The sequence below is a fragment of the Mycobacterium sp. NGS16 genome (assembly GCF_059813225.1).
The window spans coordinates 85,043-100,941 of the sequence record NZ_JCALEE010000008.1 but is presented as its reverse complement, the minus strand read 5'-3'; the positions used below and the strand labels follow the sequence as shown (position 1 = coordinate 100,941).

Sequence of the window (15,899 nt, the reverse complement as noted above, 5' to 3'; positions counted from 1 at the left end):
GGGCCGAGCGATCCCAATCCGGTCGCTCCGGCGAACGCATACCGCACCGCCAGAAACGACGTTCGATTCGCGACCCGGGCCTTGACGTGTCAGATCCCGGCCGGGGTGGGTCGCCTGAAACAGAAAAACCACCTGCCGTGAGGTGGTTTCCTTGTGGTCCCGGCTGGGATCGAACCAGCGACCTTCCGCGTGTGAGGCGGACGCTCTCCCCCTGAGCTACGAGACCGGATGAACGAGGACGAACACTAGCACGCCCGGTCCCCGGCGCCCCAACGCGCAGGCCGATTTTCGCCCGACTCGCCGAGCTGACAGGCCAAGTTGTGTTGTCTCACATCATTGGACTAATGTTCTGCTTCGCGACGGGCGACGATCTCGCTCGTGGCACGCGGATGTAGCGCAGTTGGTAGCGCATCACCTTGCCAAGGTGAGGGTCGCGGGTTCGAATCCCGTCATCCGCTCGAGGGTGTCAAGTGGCATCAACCCCTTGCGGTGGAGTGGCCGAGTGGTGAGGCAACGGCCTGCAAAGCCGTGCACACGGGTTCGATTCCCGTCTCCACCTCCGTTCCTTGGCTCTAAGCGCGGTTAGCTCAGCGGGAGAGCGCTTCCCTGACACGGAAGAGGTCGCTGGTTCAATCCCAGTACCGCGCACCAGGTTTGACCTGCAGTTCATGGCCAAACAACCCGGCGCGTTCCAGACCCGTGCCAGATGGGGATAGTGGGTCCGGAGGTCCACGAATAGTAGGCAATTCGCCACAGTTGTGTCGTGGCGTCCGCCGGCCGCTCCTGGCGAGCAGTCCTGACCTCCGCAGGGCGGCTCCGTCGCAGAAAACACTCGTCGTCGTGCGGCACACAATTCTGGTTCGAGAAAAAACCGCTCTCCCTATCAGTCACGGCCGTGCTGGACCAGCTGGGTTCGGTGCTCGAACGCCCTGCGGTTGCAATCGGATCTGCTGCTATTCCCAGAGCCTGGGCAGCACAATCGGCAGCAGCGCCCCCGTAGGCTGGCAAGGTAGCGAAAGGTGGACCCTATGAGACCGGTTGTCGTCCTGTCGGTATTGGCCCTGCTGTCCGCCGGTGCGTCGTCGGCGTGTACGACCCGCACCGAATCGCCGAAGGCGCCGACGTCGACCGAGACCCCCAGCACGACCGAAACCAGCTCGGCCGCACCGAAAGCCACCGGGCATATCGGCGACACGCTGACGCTGACCCGCGCCGACGGCAGCACCATCTCCGTCACGTTGGAAGGGGTCATCAACCCCGCGACCGTCACCCCCGCCGGCGGTGACCCGGGCGCCACCTACATCGCGACACGGCTCAAGATCGCCGATCCCGGAACAACAGACATCGACGGCGACGTCAACATCAACGTCTCGGTGTTCGGTTCCGACGGCCAGCGCTACACCGCGGATCTGAACAACGTCAGCGAATGCACCAACTTCGAATCCGGTGTGTTCCATCTCGCCCCGGGCGAATCGGCGATCGGCTGCGTGGTGTTTGCGCTGCCGCACGGCGTCACCCCGACGAAGGTCAAGTACGCGCCGTCGTCGGGGTTCGCCTACGACTTCGGCGAATGGTCGCTGTCGTAGCCGAACCGTTCAGGTGGTCAACCAACGGTTGACGTCGCGCCATCGTCAACCTACAGTTGACGGCATGGCCGATCCGACTCCGCTCACCCCATCCGTCCGCCTCGACGACCTGATCAACGCCATCACCGGCGTGCACGACAATCCCCTGGAGCAGTTGACCGACGCGGTGCTGGCCGCCGAGCACCTCGGCGAGGTCGCCGATCACCTGATCGGGCACTTCGTCGACCAGGCCCGCCGTTCCGGCGCGTCGTGGACGGAGATCGGCAAGTGCATGGGTGTCAGCAAGCAGGCCGCGCAGAAGCGGTTCGTCCCGCGCCCCGAGGCTGCCACCCTCGACGCCGAACAGGGCTTCGCGCGTTTCACGCCACGGGCCCGCAATGCGGTGGTGGCGGCCCAGAACGCCGCCCACCGGGCGCGCAACGCCGAGATCACCGCGGAGCACCTGGTGCTGGGCCTGCTGCAGGATCCCGACGCGCTGGCCACCGCTTTGCTCACCGCACAGCACATCGACCCCGGCGCCGTCGCGGCCGCCGTCACGCTGCCGCCCGGCGAGGGTGAACCGCCCGCGTTGATTCCGTTCAGCGGCCCGGCCCGCAAGGCCCTGGAGCTGACGTTCCGCACCGCACTTCGCCTCGGGCACAACTACATCGGCACCGAGCACCTGCTGCTGGCCCTGCTGGAAGCCGAAGACGACACCGGGCCGCTGCACCGCGCCGGCGTGGACCGGGAACGGGTCGAAACCGACCTGGCGCATGCCCTGGAGTCGATCGCCGCCAACACGACGGCCGGCGGGTCCACCGCCGGGAACTGACCGTCGCGAGCAAGGCTGGTGCACCGGTAACGGTGATGTGCCATCATGCCCACAAGCAACTGAAGAAGGACATGATGCATCGCTGGATTCTGGCCCTCGTCACCTCCGTCGTCACCGCGTTGGCCGTGGTGGCCCCGGCCCCCGGACACGCCACGCCCACGACCACGCCGGAGGCGCCCATCGGCCGTCTCGGTGACACGCTGCGCATCCAGTACGCCGACGAGGCCTTCGGCCCGATCGTCGCCGATGTGACCGTGCATGACGTGGTGCCCAGCGAGATCCCGCCGGGCTGGGGCCAGAACGGCACGCCGCGCTGGCGCGCCCAGGGCGGTCCGTGGCGGGCGAACATCACGATCCACCCGGTCTCGGTGCCCAACCCCTACATCATGGCGGCCTCGACCACCTTCGACGGTGTCACGCCCGGCGGCGATGCCTACGTGTCCAAGCACACCGATGACCCGACCGCCCTGGACGCGGTATTGACCAACGCCCCGCAGGGCTCGACCGTCAGCGGCGGGGTCTACTGGGATGTCTACCGGGGCCTGGTCACCCACGTGGTGATGTTGTCCCGCAACACCGGGCTGCGCCTGGCGCAGTGGAATTTGTGAGCTAACCGCCGGGCTAGATACGGCGGCCCAGCTTCGGCTCTCCTCCGTGGAGCCTCGCTAACCGCCGGTGCTCAACGCCAGCAGCCGGGAGGTGGCCCGCAGGTATTTCTTGCGGTAGCCGCCGGCCAGCATCTCGGCACTGAAAATGTCGTCCAGCTTCGCCCCGGAGGCCACCACCGGGGTGCCGGCATCGTAGAGCCGGTCGGTCAGCGCCACCAGGCGCAGCGCCACGTTCTGATCGTCGATGGGATGCGCGCCGGTGAGAAAGACTCCGGTGACACCTTCGATCAGGGTCAGATACCGCGACGGGTGCATGGTGGCCAGATGCGCGCACAGCGCGTCGAAGTCGTCCAACGTGGAACCGGGCAGCGCCGCAGCGCGCTGCACGACCTGCTGGTCCGTCGGCGGTTCCGGCGCCGGGGGCAGGTCCCGATGCCGATAGTCCGGGCCGTCGACCCGTACCGGAGTGAAAATGCTTGCCAGAGCGTGGATCTCGCGCAGAAAATCCTGCACGGCGAAGCGCCCCTCTCCGAGCTGCTCGGGCAGGGTGTTCGACGTGGCGGCAATCGAGACCCCGCGCGCCACCAGCTCGGACAGCAGCCGCGATACCAGGGTGGTGTTGCCCGGGTCGTCGAGTTCGAACTCATCGATGCAGACCACCGTGTAGTCGCCGAGCAACTCGATGCACTCGGTGAACCCGAACACCCCGGCCAGCTGGGTGAGTTCCATGAACGTCGCGAACGCCGTGCGATGCGGCTGCGCCCCCTCGGTGGTCTCGGTGATCTGGCGGTAGACCGACGCCAGCAGGTGGGTCTTGCCGACACCGAATCCGCCGTCGAGGTAGAGCCCGACCCCCGGCAGCACTTCGCGCTTACCGAACAGTCGGCGCCGCCCGGCCCGCCGCTCCAGTGCCTGGGCGCAGAACGCGGTGCAGGCCACCACGGCCGCGGCCTGGGTGGGCTCGGCCGGGTCGGGCCGGTAGCTGGCGAAGCTGGCCCCGGCGAAGGTCGGCGGCGGCGTGAGCTGCGCGATCAACCGCTCCGGTGAGACGGCCGGATGCCGGTCCACCAGGTGGTCGATTCCGTCGACGGCGGGATTAGGCACGCAGGAACTGTAGCCACATGGTGCAATCGTGGCCATGTCCGACCTCAGCGCAGACCCGGGTTTCACCCGGCTGGACTCGGCGCGGCCCGTCGACGATGCCGAGCTGGCCCGGCTGTACGCCTACCCCGAACCCGAGCAGCCGCGCATCTGGGTGCGGGCCAATTTCATCGGCAGCATCGACGGCGGCGCCACCATGGACGGCAAGTCCGGCGGGCTGGGCAGTCCCGGTGACCGGACCCTGTTCATGTTGCTGCGGGCGCTGGCCGACGTCGTGCTGGTCGGCGCGGGCACGGTCCGGGTGGAGAACTACGGCGGCGCCCGGCTCAACGTCGCCGAGCGTCTGCGCCGGCGCGACCGCGGACAGTCCGAGGTGCCCAGGCTGGCGATCGTCACCGGGTCCGGGCAGCTGGATCGCGACCTGCGGGTCTTCACCGACACCGAGCTGCCGCCGTTGGTGTTGACCAGCGCGGCGGTGGCCGACGACACGCGGCGACGGCTGGCCGGGCGCGCGGAGGTGCTGGACTGCTCGGCCGGTGACCCGGACCGGGTCGATGAGGCAACGATCCTGTCCGCGTTGGCCGCCCGTGGGCAGTATCGGGTGCTCACCGAGGGCGGCCCGATGCTGCTGGGCGCGCTGATCGAACGCGATCTTCTCGACGAGCTATGCCTGACCGTCGCCCCCTTCCTGGTCGGGGGGCTGGCCCGCCGCATCGCCACCGGCCCCGGCGAGGTGGCCACCCGGATGCACTGCGCGCATCTGCTGACCGACGAATCCGGCTACCTCTACGGCCGCTACGTCACAAGCGCCCGCCTATAAGGTGACAGGCATGAGTCTTGCCAGGTTCGCGCTCGCGGCCGCCCTGCCGGTGGCTCTCGCGCTGTCCGGCTGCGCGCCCGGGCTGGCCGCGAACCCACGCTTTGCCACCGACTCCGGCGCCGGGCCACAGGGGCAGCCCGAGACCACCTCCGACAAGGCCGGCCCACCGGCGGTCGAGGTCCCCAAGAACGACCTGCCCTGGCATGACTGCACGGCACGGGTGTTCAACGACGCCGCGGTGCCCGCCACCCCCGGGGTGCGGTTGGACTGCGCCAGCTATGACGCCGACGTCGACCCGCTCGGCGGCGGCTCCTCGGCGATCAGCATCGGTGTGGTGCGGGCCCGGTCGGTACAGACCCCCGCCGACGCCGGGCCGGTGGTCTTCACCACCGGCTGGGACCTGCCGTCGTCGCTGCAGTTACCGACCTGGCTGGCCCGCGGCGGTGCCGACGTGCTCAACGGCCACCCGGTGGTCGCCGTGGACCGGCGCGGCACCGGGATGTCGAGCCCGGTGGACTGTCGCGAGCGCAGTGACCGCGACGCGATGTGGAACCTGGCGCAGTTCGCCCCCGGCGACGACCCGGTGGCTAACTTGGGCACCGTGGCGATGACCGCCACCACCGACTGCACCGATTCCATCTCCCCCGGGGAGTCCGCTTACGACAACACCCACGCCGCTACTGACCTGGAACGGTTGCGCAGCATCTGGGATGTGCCGGCGCTGGCGCTCATCGGGGTCGGCAATGGAGCCCAGGTCGCCCTGGCCTACGCCGGATCCCATCCCGGCAAGGTGGCCCGGCTGGCGCTGGACTCCCCCATCCCGCTCGGGGTGGCCGCCGAAGCCGCCGCCGAACAGCGGATCAAGGGCCAAGAGGCGGCCTTCGACGCGTTCGCCGCGCAGTGTGTCGCGGTCAACTGCGCCCTGGCCCCCGACCCGAAGGGCGTCGTCGACGCGGTGCTGGACTCCGCCCGGTCCGGGCACGGCCCGGGCGGCGCCTCGGTGGCGGCGGTGACCCATGCCATCGTCACGGCCCTGGGCTATCCGCTCGGCGACCGCGTCAACAGCACCAACGAATTGGCCCGGGCGCTGGCGAGCGCGCATACCGGTGACCCCAATCTGTTGAACAACCTGATCAACCGCGCCCAGGGCATCGTCGGCGGCGACGGCCACTTCATCAACTCCTGCGCCGACGCACTCAACCGGCCTACCCCCGACCGGGTCCGGGAGCTGGTGGTGGCCTGGGGCAAGGAGTACCCGCAGTTCGGCGCCGTCGGCGCCCTCGACATGGCGCAGTGCCTGAGCTGGCCCAGCAGCGCCACCCCGGAGCCGCCGAAAGACCTCACCATCGACGTGCTGCTGTTCGGGGTACAAAACGACCCGATCGTCGGAGAAGAGGGCGTGGCGGCCACCGCCGCGGCCGTCATCAACGCCGGCGCAGCCAGCAAGCGGGTGATGTGGCAGGGCATCGGGCACGGCGCCACCGTGTACTCCTCGTGCACCCTGCCGCCGCTGATCAGTTACCTCGACAGCGGCAAGCTGCCCGACACCGACGTCTACTGCCCGGCCTGAGCTGGGGCTGGCGCACCCGTTCGGTGTACGGTGCGCTGGTGACGGCAGCCGACTCCCTTGCAAACCGGGCAGGCACCGCCCTGCTGGCCGCATTTCGGCCACCCACCAGCGCACCGAGCACCGCGACCGTGCTGCGTTCGGTGCTGTGGCCGGTGGCCATCATGTCGTTGATTCACCGCGCGGTGATCCTGCCGCTGAACGGCAACATCACCGATGACTTCAAGCCGGTCTACCGGGCGGTGCTCAACTTCCGGCACGGCTTGGACATCTACAACGAGCACTTCGACTACGTCGACCCGCACTACCTGTACTCCCCCGGCGGCACGCTGCTGATGTCGCCGTTCGGGTATCTGCCCGAGACGCTGTCGCGGTACACCTTCATCGCCACCAACACGATCGCGATCCTGATCGCGGCCTACCTCCTGCTGCGGATGTTCGGATTCGGACTGACCTCGGTGGCGGCCCCGGCGCTGCTGGCGGCGATGTTTTTGACCGAGAGCGTGTCCAGCACATTGGTGTTCACCAACATCAACGGCGTCATCCTGCTGGCCGAGGTGCTCTACCTGCGCTGGGTGCTGGACGGCCGGCCGAGCCGCCAGTGGTGGGCCGGTGTCGCGATCGGGCTGACCCTGGTGGTCAAGCCGGTGCTGGCGCCGCTGCTGTTGCTGCCGCTGCTGAGCCGGCAGTGGCGCCCGTTCGTGGGGGCGATCACGGTCCCGGTGTTGTTCAACCTGGCCGCGTTTCCGCTGGCCAGCGATCCGACCAGCTACTTCACCCACACGGTTCCCTACATCATGGGTACCCGCGACTACTTCAACTCCTCGATCCTGGGCAACGGCGTCTTCTTCGGCCTGCCCTCGGGTTTGATCCTGTTCATGCGGGTGTTGTTCACCGCGATCGCGGCAGTGAGCCTGTGGCTGCTCTACCGCTACTACCGCACCCGCGACCCCCGGTTCTGGCTGCTGACCTCCTCCGGCGTGCTGCTGACGTGGTCGTTCCTGGTGCTGTCGCTCGGCCAGGGCTACTACTCGATCGTGCTGTTCCCGTTCCTGATGACCGTGGTGCTGCCCAACTCGGTGCTGCGCAACTGGCCGGCCTGGCTGGGCGTCTACGGGTTCATGACCCTGGACAAGTGGCTGATCTTCCGGTGGATGAACATCGGGCGGCCACTGGACTACCTCAAGATCACCTACGGCTGGTCGCTGCTGCTGATCGTCATCTGCACGGTGCTGTGCTACCGCTACCTCGACGCCCGGCAGGAAGGCCGCCTCGACGACGGGATCGATCCGGCGTGGCTGACGGCCGAGCCGAAGCGGGCTAGCGTGGAAGCATGACCTCTCCCAAGGTGACCCTCACCGACGACGAGTGGCGCCAAAAACTCACCCCCGAGGAGTTCGCGGTGCTGCGCCGCGGCGGCACCGAGCCGCCGAACACCGGCGAATACACCGACACCACCACCGAGGGTGTCTACGAGTGCCGGGCGTGCGGCGCCGAATTGTTCCGCAGCACAGAGAAATTCCCGTCGCACTGCGGGTGGCCGTCGTTCTTCGACCCGGCGGATTCCGATGCGGTGATCTTGCGTCCGGATGACTCGCTGGGGATGCGTCGCACCGAGGTGTTGTGCGCGGCCTGCCACAGCCACCTGGGCCACGTGTTCGAAGGCGAGGGCTACCCCACCCCGACCGACCAGCGCTACTGCATCAACTCAATCTGCCTGCGGCTGGTCCCGGCGTCGTCCTGACGAACGCATCGCGTCCTGAGCGCCGAGCCTGGGGACACCTCCCGCTTGCGGGGGACAGTTACCGTGGCCACCACTCGCTCTCTCCCACACCAACAACAGCCTCGACGACCGCTACGGCAGCGACGCCACCAACTGCTCGACCTCGACCCGGGGGCCGGTGAAGAACGGGGTTTCCTCCCGGGCGTGCAACCGGGCCTCGGTGTTGCGCAGGTCGCGCATCAGGTCGACGATCCGGTCGAGTTCGGGCGCCTCGAACGCCAGAATCCACTCGTAATCCCCGAGCGCGAACGCGGGCACCGTGTTGGCCCGCACATCCTTGTACTCCCGGGCCGCCATACCGTGCTCGGCCAGCATCCGGCGGCGGTCCTCTTCGGGTAGGACATACCACTCGAGCGACCGCACGAAGGGGTACACGCAGACGTAGGCGCCTGCCGGTTCACCGGCGATGAACGCCGGGACGTGACTGCGGTTGAACTCGGCCGGCCGGTGCAACGCGACGCTGCTCCACACCGGTTCGCAGGCCCGCCCCAGCGCGGTGCGCCGGAAGCCGGCGTAGGTGGCCTGCAGGTCCTCCACCCGCTCGGCGTGGCTCCAGATCATGAAGTCGGCGTCGGCGCGCAGGCCTGCGACGTCGTAGACGCCGCGGATCACCACGCCGCGCTCCTCCTGCTGCTTGAGGAAGGTGGCAGCCTGGTCGGCGACCTCGTCACGGGTGGCGGGGCCGTCGTCGAGCACCCCGGGACGAACCGAGAACACCGAGAACATCACGTAGCGGATGGTGGAATTCAGCTTGTCGTAGTCGAGGTGCGCCATGGCCCATATGCTGCCACGACGCGCCGCAAAGTGCTCTAGCGCGCCGGGGTGGCGCTGGTCACGGCCGCCACCGCACGATCGGCCGCCGCGACGCAGGCCGGCACCCCGATGCCGTCGAGGTAGTTGCCCGCGACCGCCACCGTGGGGGGCAGTCCGGCGCGCAGCGCGGCGATCAGGCCGGCGTGCCCGGAACGATATTGCGGCATCGCCGCAGGCCAACGCTGGACCCGTACGTCCAGCGGGTCCACCACTGCGCCGAAGACGGTCTCGAGGTCGGCCACCGCCCACGCCACCAGCTCCGGGTCGGAGGCCCGGGTGCGGGAGTCACCGAACCGGCCGAACGACAACCGCAGCACTTCGACCTTGCCGCCATACCCCCAGCTGTCCCACTTGCGTGAGGTCAAGGTGATCGCCTTGGCGTTCAGCCGTTCCCCGGTCGCGACCAGTACCCCGGAGTTGTCCGGGAACCCCGCACCGGCGGGCACCGCCAGCGCCACCACCACCGACGAGGCATGGGTGATCTGGCTGGCCGCCGCCGCAGTACGCGGGGCGAACCCGGTGGCCAGCCGGGCCAGCACGTGGGCGGGCACCGCCATCACCAGCCGGTCGGCGCGGTGGTAGCCGCCGGCGGCGTCCCGCAACAGCCACGCATCTCCGGCCGGGTCGATCTGCGTCACCGCCGCCTGCACCCAGCGCAGCCTGCTGCGGCGCACCAGGGCGTCGATCAGCACCTGATACCCGCCGGCGATCGCCCCGAACACCGGTATGCCGGTGGTCGTCGGTAATGCCCGCAACACCGCCGCGGTGAGGCTGGGGGCGCCGTCGTCCAGCGCGGCAGCCAGGCCCGGAACCGCTGAGCGCAGCCCGACCGTCGCCGCCGACCCGGCGTAGACGCCGCCGATCAGCGGGTCCACCGAGCAGGCCACTACCTGCTCGCCGAACCGGTCGGCCACCAGTGTGCCCAGCGTCGGATCGCTGCCGGGTTCGAACGTCAGCGGGCGGGTGGGTTCGGCGGCGATGCGGGCGATGGTCTCCTCGTCGACCAGCCCGGCCATCGACCCCGGCGAGGACGGGATTCCGCTGAGCGTCCCCGGCGGCAACGGATGCAGCTTCCGGCGGCGGTAGAGCAGCGGCCGCACCCCGGTGGTGGTGCGTTCGCGATCGGCCAGCCCCAGCTCGGCCAGCAGGGCGGGCACCTCAGGCCGGCGCGCGATGAACGCCTCCGCGCCCACATCCACGGCGATACCGCCCATCGTCTCGGTGCGCAGCACGCCGCCGAGCCGGTCGGCCGGATCGAACACCGTGATGTCGACCGCGTCACCGAGCGTCGCGCGCAGTCGATAGGCGGCGGCCAGACCGGAGATACCGCCTCCGACAACGCAATACGACGTGGTCACAATGAATGGACCAGCGACACCAGCTCGGTGAGCACGCCGGGGTCCGACTCCGGCAGCACGCCGTGCCCGAGGTTGAACACATGCCCGGACGCTCCGGCGGCCACCGCGGCACGGCCGTCCGCGACGACGGCGCGGGCCGCGCGTTCGGTCACCGGCCAGCCGGCCAACAGCACCGCCGGATCCAGGTTGCCCTGCAAGGCGATGCCGGCACCGACCCGGGCGGCGGCATCGGTCAGGCGGGTCCGCCAGTCCACCCCCACCACAGCGGCGGGGGCCGGCCGTATCGCTTCGGCCATGGCGCCCAGCAGCTCGGCGGTCTGCACCCCGAAATGGGTCATCGGCACGCCGGCGCCGGCCAGCGTGGCGAACACCCGGGCGCTGTGCGGCAGCACGAAGCTGCGGTAGTCGGCCACGCTCAGCGTGCCGGCCCACGAGTCGAACAGTTGGATGGCGTCCACCCCGTGGTCGAGCTGCACGGTCAGAAACGCGATGGTCAGATCGGTGAGCCGGGTCATGAGCGCGTGCCAGCTGCCCGGCTCGGCCAGCATCATCGCCTTGGTGCGGGCATGGGTCCGGCTTGGTCCCCCCTCGACCAGGTAGGACGCCAGCGTGAACGGCGCTCCGGCGAAACCGATCAGCGGCACGTCGCCGAGCGCGCCCACCAGCAGCGACACCGCTTCGGCGACGGCCGTCACCCGCTCGGGGTCCAGCGGGCGCAGGGCGGCGATGTCGGCCGCGGTGCGTACCGGGTCGGCGATCACCGGCCCGACGTCGGGCACGATGTCCAGGTCCACCCCGGCGCCCCGCAGCGGCACCACGATGTCGGAGAACAGGATCGCCGCGTCCACGCCGTGGCGGCGCACCGGCTGCAAGGTGATCTCGCAGACCAGCTCCGGATCGAAGCAGGCGGCCAGCATGCTGTGCTGGGCGCGCAGTGCTCGGTATTCCGGCAGCGACCGGCCGGCCTGCCGCATGAACCAGACCGGCACCCGGGCGGGTTGCCGGCCGGCAGCGGCGGCCAAAAAGGACGACTCGGGCAGCTCACGACGGGCACTCATCGGGGTCAATGCTGCCACGACCGGGTTACCCGGGCCGAACGGCGCCGATTCGGCGCGCCTGTCTGCGCGGACCGGCGCCGGGGGTTAGCGTGAGATTCGGCGACCCGCGTCGCAGCGGTGCGCAAGAGCACCCGGGGGCCGGCCGCTGGCGACGCGGGGCACAGCGATGAGTTAAGGAGCGGCACCCGTGACATCAGCCGAGCCTGCCCCATTCCGCGAAGCGGTGGCAACCATGCACGCCGCGACGGTGCGGTCGGAGATCGAGTTGGGCCCGATCCGGCCGCCGCAGCGGCTGGCGCCCTACAGCTATGCGCTGGGCGCCGAGGTCAAGCATCCCGAGACCGACTTCGTCCCGGAGGACTCCGACGGCGACGCGTTCGGCCGGCTGATCCTGCTCTACGACCCGGACGGCACCGACGCCTGGGACGGCACCATGCGGCTGGTGGCGTTCATTCAGGCCGACTTGGATCCGCAGGAGGCGATCGACCCGCTGCTGCCCGAGGTCGCGTGGAGTTGGCTGGTCGAGGCGCTGGGTTCCCGTACCGAGCACGTCACCGCGCTGGGTGGGACCGTCACCGCGACCACGTCGGTGCGCTACGGCGACATCTCCGGCCCGCCGCGCGGACACCAATTGGAGCTGCGCGCGTCCTGGACCGCGACCACCCCGGAATTGGGGGCCCACGTCCAGGCGTTCTGCGAAGTCCTCGAACATGCTGCGGGCCTGCCGCCGGTCGGGATCACCGACCTGAGCTCTCGAACCCGCGTCTGAGATGTCTGAACCGAGTACCGAACCGGCCCCCGACGAGCCCGAGCCGACTCCCCTGCCGTATCCCGCCGACGGGGTCCCGGAGGTGTCGGTCACGCGCACGCAGATCGGCGCCGCCGCCGATCTGTTGGCGCGCGGCCACGGCCCGTTCGCGGTGGACGCCGAGCGGGCGTCGGGCTTCCGCTACTCCAACCGCGCCTACCTCATCCAGATCCGGCGCGCCGGTGCCGGCACCGTGCTGCTGGATCCGGTCGGCGCCGGTGAGGACCCGGCGGCCCTGCTGCGTCCGGTCGCCGAGGTGCTCGACGACGACGAGTGGATCCTGCATGCCGCCGACCAGGATCTGGCCTGCCTGGCCGAGGTCGGCATGTGGCCCAAAGCGCTCTACGACACCGAGCTGGCCGGGCGGCTGGCCGGCTTCGAGCGGGTCAACCTGGCCGCGATGGTGCAGCGCCTGCTGGGGCTGGGCCTGGCCAAGGGCCACGGTGCCGCCGACTGGTCCAAGCGTCCGCTGCCCGCCGAGTGGCTCAACTATGCGGCGCTCGACGTCGAGGTGCTGATCGAACTGCGCGGGGCTGTCGCCGATGTACTGGCCCGTCAGGGTAAAACCGAGTGGGCCGCACAGGAATTCAATCATCTGCGGGTCACGGATTTCGCCACGTCGACCCGCCGGGACCGCTGGCGGCGCACCTCGGGCATCCACAAGGTGCGCGACCGTCGCGGCCTGGCCGCCGTCCGGGAACTGTGGACAGTGCGCGACAAGATCGCGGCGCGCCGCGATATCGCCCCCGGGCGGATCCTGCCCGACTCGGCGATCGTCGCCGCCGCCATCGCCAACCCCACCACGGTCGAAGAACTGGTCGCCCTGCCGGTGTTCGGCGGACCCAAGCAGCGCCGCAGTGCGCCCACCTGGCTGGCCGCACTGGCCGCCGCCCGCGACAACCCCGAGCCGCCGGAGTCCGCCGAACCCGCCAACGGGCCGCCGCCGCCGTCGCGCTGGTCGCGCCGCAAACCCGAGGCGGCCGCCCGGCTGGAGGCGGCCCGCGCCGCCCTGAGCGGGCTGTCCGAGCAGGTGACGGTGCCCACCGAGAACCTGCTCTCCCCTGATCTGCTGCGCCGATTGTGCTGGGACTGGGATCCGGCAACACCGCAGCCCGCGACGGCGATCGAGCAGTTCCTAACCGCCGGCGGCGCCCGGCCCTGGCAACGCGAGCTCACGGTGCCCTTGCTGGCTGCCGCCCTCGGCATCACCGCCGACACCTGATCTGGAGAACCTTGTGTCACCAGTTGTTCGCCGGATCATCTACGTGATCAGCTACGAGCTGATCGCTATCGTGCTCACCGCCCTGGGACTGGTCGTTCTGGGCTTCGGTGGCGGCAGTTCCGGGGTCATGGCGGTGACGGCATCCACCGTTGCGGTGGTGTGGAACTACCTGTGGAACACCATCTTCGAGCTCTGGGAGCGGCGCCAGGACTCGCCCGCCCGCACACTGCGGCGCCGGATCGCGCACGCCATCGGCTTCGAAGGCGGGCTGGTTGTGGTGTTGTTGCCGATCGTGGCCGCGATTCTGCGCGTGTCGCTGCTGGAGGCGTTCGGACTCGAAGTCGGGCTGCTGGCGTTCTTCCTCGTCTACACGTTCGTGTTCACCTGGGTGTTCGACAAGGTGATACCCCCCGGCTAGTCCAGGTGCTCGCTGACCTCCTCGACGCAGTTGGCACTGCCCATCGCCGCCACCCAGCCGGTGATCTGGCGGGCCACGTCCTGGGCGGTCAGGCCGACCTCGGCCAGCAGCTCGCCGCGGGAGGCGTGGTCGTAGAAGCGTTGCGGCACACCGACATCACGACAGGGCACGTCGATCTCGGCGCGCCGCAGCGCCGCCGACACCGCCGAGCCGACGCCGCCGGCGACACCGTTGTCCTCGCATGTCACCACCAGCTTGTGGGCAGTCGCCAGCTCGGCGATCACCTGCGGCACCGGCAACACCCAGCGCGGGTCGATCACGGTCACGCCGATGCCCTGGTTGTGCAGCCGGTCGGCCACCGCCAACGCCATCGGCGCGAACGCGCCGACGGCGACCAGCAGCACATCGGGGGTCAGCCCGTCCGCCGGCACCGCGAGCACATCCACTCCGCAGCGCCGCTCGATCGCGGGGATGTCCTCGCCCACATCACCTTTGGGGAACCGCAACGCCGTGGGACCGTCACCGACGTCCAGCGCCTCACCGAGTTCTTCGCGCAGCCGGAAGCCGTCGCGGGGCGCGGCCACCCGCATACCCGGCACGATGCCCAGGATCGACAGATCCCACATGCCGTTGTGGCTGGCGCCGTCGGGGCCGGTGATCCCGGAGCGGTCCAGCACCAGGGTGACCGGCAGCTTGTGCAGCGCGGCGTCCATCAGCACCTGGTCGAACGCGCGGTTGAGGAACGTCGAGTAGACCGCCACCACCGGGTGCAGGCCGCCCATCGCCAGCCCGGCCGCCGAGGTGACCGCATGCTGCTCGGCGATCCCGACGTCGAACATCCGGTCCGGGTACCGCTGCCCGAACGCGGCCAGGCCCGTGGGACCGGGCATCGCGGCGGTGATCGCGACGACGTCGCGGCGTTTGGCGCCGTACTCGATGAGCGCGTCGGAGAACACCGCCGTCCAGCCGCGCCCGGCGGTCTCGGTGGCCGACCCGGTGAGCGGGTCGATCACACCACAGGCGTGCATCTGCTCGGCCTCATCATTCTCGGCGTGGCTGTAGCCCTTGCCCTTGCGGGTGACCACATGCACGATGACCGGCCCCCCGAAGCCGCGGGCGCGGCGCAGCGCGGACTCCACCGCGGCCTCGTCGTGGCCGTCGATCGGGCCGAGGTACTTCAGGCCGAGGTCGGTGAAGAGCGCCTGCGGGGCCAGCGCGTCCTTGAGCCCGGCCTTGACGCTGTGAATGATCTGGTAGCCGATCTCGCCGACCACCGGCACCCCGCGCACCGCCGCGCGGCCCCGCTCCAGCAGCCGCTCGTAGACGGGCTGTAGCCGCAGCGCGGCCAGGTGATCGGCGAAACCGCCGATGGTCGGCGCGTAACTGCGGCCGTTGTCGTTGACGACGATCACCACCGGCCGGTTGCCGGCGGCGATGTTGTTGAGTGCCTCCCAGCACATACCGCCGGTCAGGGCGCCGTCGCCGACGACGGCCACCACGTGCCGGTTGCGGTGCCCGGTCAGCTCGAAGGCTTTGGCCAGCCCGTCGGCGTACGACAGCGCCGAGCTGGCGTGGCTGGACTCCACCCAGTCATGCTCGCTCTCGGCCCGCGACGGATAACCGGACAGCCCGCCCTTTTTGCGCAGGGTGTCGAAGTCGCGGTTGCGGCCGGTCAGCATTTTGTGCACGTAGGCCTGATGGCCGGTGTCGAAGATGATCGGGTCATGCGGGGAGTCGAATACCCGGTGCAGCGCCAGAGTCAGCTCCACCACGCCCAGATTGGGCCCCAGGTGTCCCCCGGTGGCGGCGACTTTGTGGATGAGGAACTCCCGGATCTCCGCCGCCAGATCGGTCAGCTGTGCCTGCGAGAGGTGCTGCAGATCGGCGGGGCCGCGGATCCCATCAAGCATCCGGTCAGTCTACGCACGAGAACGAAACCCCACCGT

The 15,899-nt window shown here is 69.7% G+C and carries 15 protein-coding genes and 4 tRNA genes; 13 read left to right on the top strand and 6 right to left on the bottom strand.

All coding sequences use genetic code 11. From position 1 onward, the window contains the following. Window positions 1-154 precede the first annotated feature (154 nt). A tRNA-Val gene (locus AC5Y4Q_RS17515) sits at window positions 155-226 on the bottom strand. 159 nt (window positions 227-385) lie between these two features. Between AC5Y4Q_RS17515 and AC5Y4Q_RS17510 the strand changes: the two genes are divergently transcribed. The 6 genes from AC5Y4Q_RS17510 to AC5Y4Q_RS17485 all read left to right on the top strand — a co-directional run bounded on the left by AC5Y4Q_RS17510 (window position 386) and on the right by AC5Y4Q_RS17485 (window position 3,005). Then, a tRNA-Gly gene (locus tag AC5Y4Q_RS17510) sits at window positions 386-458 on the top strand. A 30-nt stretch (window positions 459-488) separates the two neighbouring features. Then, a tRNA-Cys gene (locus AC5Y4Q_RS17505) sits at window positions 489-559 on the top strand. Window positions 560-576: 17 nt separating this feature from the next. Next, window positions 577-651 (top strand) — tRNA-Val (locus AC5Y4Q_RS17500). 377 nt (window positions 652-1,028) lie between these two features. After that, window positions 1,029-1,586 carry a DUF4352 domain-containing protein gene (locus tag AC5Y4Q_RS17495; RefSeq protein ID WP_234786560.1) on the top strand — a complete coding sequence of 186 codons (558 nt, stop codon included), beginning with the start codon at window positions 1,029-1,031 and terminating at the stop codon, window positions 1,584-1,586. Window positions 1,587-1,650: 64 nt separating this feature from the next. After that, the gene (locus AC5Y4Q_RS17490; RefSeq protein ID WP_064920432.1) at window positions 1,651-2,397 is read left to right on the top strand and encodes a Clp protease N-terminal domain-containing protein; all 747 of its coding nucleotides are present in this window, start codon (window positions 1,651-1,653) and stop codon (window positions 2,395-2,397) included. A 74-nt stretch (window positions 2,398-2,471) separates the two neighbouring features. Continuing rightward, complete coding sequence (locus AC5Y4Q_RS17485) at window positions 2,472-3,005, top strand: hypothetical protein (RefSeq protein WP_064920442.1); 534 nt, start codon at window positions 2,472-2,474, stop codon at window positions 3,003-3,005. Window positions 3,006-3,062: 57 nt separating this feature from the next. Here AC5Y4Q_RS17485 and zapE read toward each other — a convergent pair whose 3' ends face one another. Beyond that, on the bottom strand, window positions 3,063-4,145 hold the full coding sequence (gene zapE, locus AC5Y4Q_RS17480; protein ID WP_064921541.1) for a cell division protein ZapE: 1,083 nt from the start codon (window positions 4,143-4,145) through the stop codon (window positions 3,063-3,065). Between zapE and AC5Y4Q_RS17475 the strand changes: the two genes are divergently transcribed. From AC5Y4Q_RS17475 to msrB, 4 genes are read left to right on the top strand one after another with little or no spacing between them, the layout of a single operon-like run. Beyond that, entirely contained in the window at window positions 4,144-4,926 is a 783-nt protein-coding gene (locus AC5Y4Q_RS17475; RefSeq protein WP_064921545.1) for a pyrimidine reductase family protein, read from the top strand. The genes zapE and AC5Y4Q_RS17475 overlap by 2 nt on opposite strands. Before the next feature lie 10 nt (window positions 4,927-4,936). After that, window positions 4,937-6,496 (top strand): alpha/beta fold hydrolase, encoded by a 1,560-nt coding sequence (locus AC5Y4Q_RS17470; RefSeq protein WP_064921540.1) that lies wholly within the window; start codon window positions 4,937-4,939, stop codon window positions 6,494-6,496. 23 nt (window positions 6,497-6,519) lie between these two features. After that, window positions 6,520-7,830 (top strand): arabinofuranan 3-O-arabinosyltransferase, encoded by a 1,311-nt coding sequence (aftC, locus tag AC5Y4Q_RS17465; RefSeq protein WP_064921539.1) that lies wholly within the window; start codon window positions 6,520-6,522, stop codon window positions 7,828-7,830. After that, window positions 7,827-8,237 carry a peptide-methionine (R)-S-oxide reductase MsrB gene (gene msrB / locus AC5Y4Q_RS17460; protein WP_064921538.1) on the top strand — a complete coding sequence of 137 codons (411 nt, stop codon included), beginning with the start codon at window positions 7,827-7,829 and terminating at the stop codon, window positions 8,235-8,237. The genes aftC and msrB overlap by 4 nt, the downstream gene beginning before the upstream one ends. Window positions 8,238-8,348: 111 nt before the next feature. Here the strand turns inward: msrB and hemQ are convergent, their stop codons facing one another. From hemQ to hemE, 3 genes are read right to left on the bottom strand one after another with little or no spacing between them, the layout of a single operon-like run. After that, window positions 8,349-9,050 (bottom strand): hydrogen peroxide-dependent heme synthase, encoded by a 702-nt coding sequence (gene hemQ, locus AC5Y4Q_RS17455; protein ID WP_064921537.1) that lies wholly within the window; start codon window positions 9,048-9,050, stop codon window positions 8,349-8,351. 35 nt (window positions 9,051-9,085) lie between these two features. Continuing rightward, on the bottom strand, window positions 9,086-10,450 hold the full coding sequence (locus tag AC5Y4Q_RS17450) for a protoporphyrinogen oxidase (RefSeq protein ID WP_064921544.1): 1,365 nt from the start codon (window positions 10,448-10,450) through the stop codon (window positions 9,086-9,088). After that, window positions 10,444-11,505 (bottom strand): uroporphyrinogen decarboxylase, encoded by a 1,062-nt coding sequence (hemE, locus tag AC5Y4Q_RS17445; protein WP_064921536.1) that lies wholly within the window; start codon window positions 11,503-11,505, stop codon window positions 10,444-10,446. Before hemE ends, AC5Y4Q_RS17450 begins: the two co-directional genes overlap by 7 nt. A gap of 187 nt (window positions 11,506-11,692) precedes the next feature. Here hemE and AC5Y4Q_RS17440 point away from each other — a divergent pair, with 187 nt between their 5' ends. From AC5Y4Q_RS17440 to AC5Y4Q_RS17430, 3 genes are read left to right on the top strand one after another with little or no spacing between them, the layout of a single operon-like run. Further along, window positions 11,693-12,274, top strand: coding sequence for a DUF3000 domain-containing protein (locus AC5Y4Q_RS17440; RefSeq protein WP_019739183.1), 582 nt, complete (start codon window positions 11,693-11,695; stop codon window positions 12,272-12,274). 1 nt (window position 12,275) lies between these two features. Beyond that, window positions 12,276-13,535, top strand: a complete 1,260-nt coding sequence (locus AC5Y4Q_RS17435; RefSeq protein ID WP_064921535.1) for an HRDC domain-containing protein — start codon at window positions 12,276-12,278, stop codon at window positions 13,533-13,535. Window positions 13,536-13,548: 13 nt separating this feature from the next. Continuing rightward, complete coding sequence (locus AC5Y4Q_RS17430) at window positions 13,549-13,953, top strand: PACE efflux transporter (RefSeq protein ID WP_064921534.1); 405 nt, start codon at window positions 13,549-13,551, stop codon at window positions 13,951-13,953. On the opposite strand, the gene dxs is transcribed toward AC5Y4Q_RS17430, so the two are convergent. After that, on the bottom strand, window positions 13,950-15,863 hold the full coding sequence (gene dxs, locus AC5Y4Q_RS17425; RefSeq protein ID WP_064921533.1) for a 1-deoxy-D-xylulose-5-phosphate synthase: 1,914 nt from the start codon (window positions 15,861-15,863) through the stop codon (window positions 13,950-13,952). The two genes, AC5Y4Q_RS17430 and dxs, sit on opposite strands and share 4 nt — an antisense overlap. Window positions 15,864-15,899: the final 36 nt, after the last annotated feature.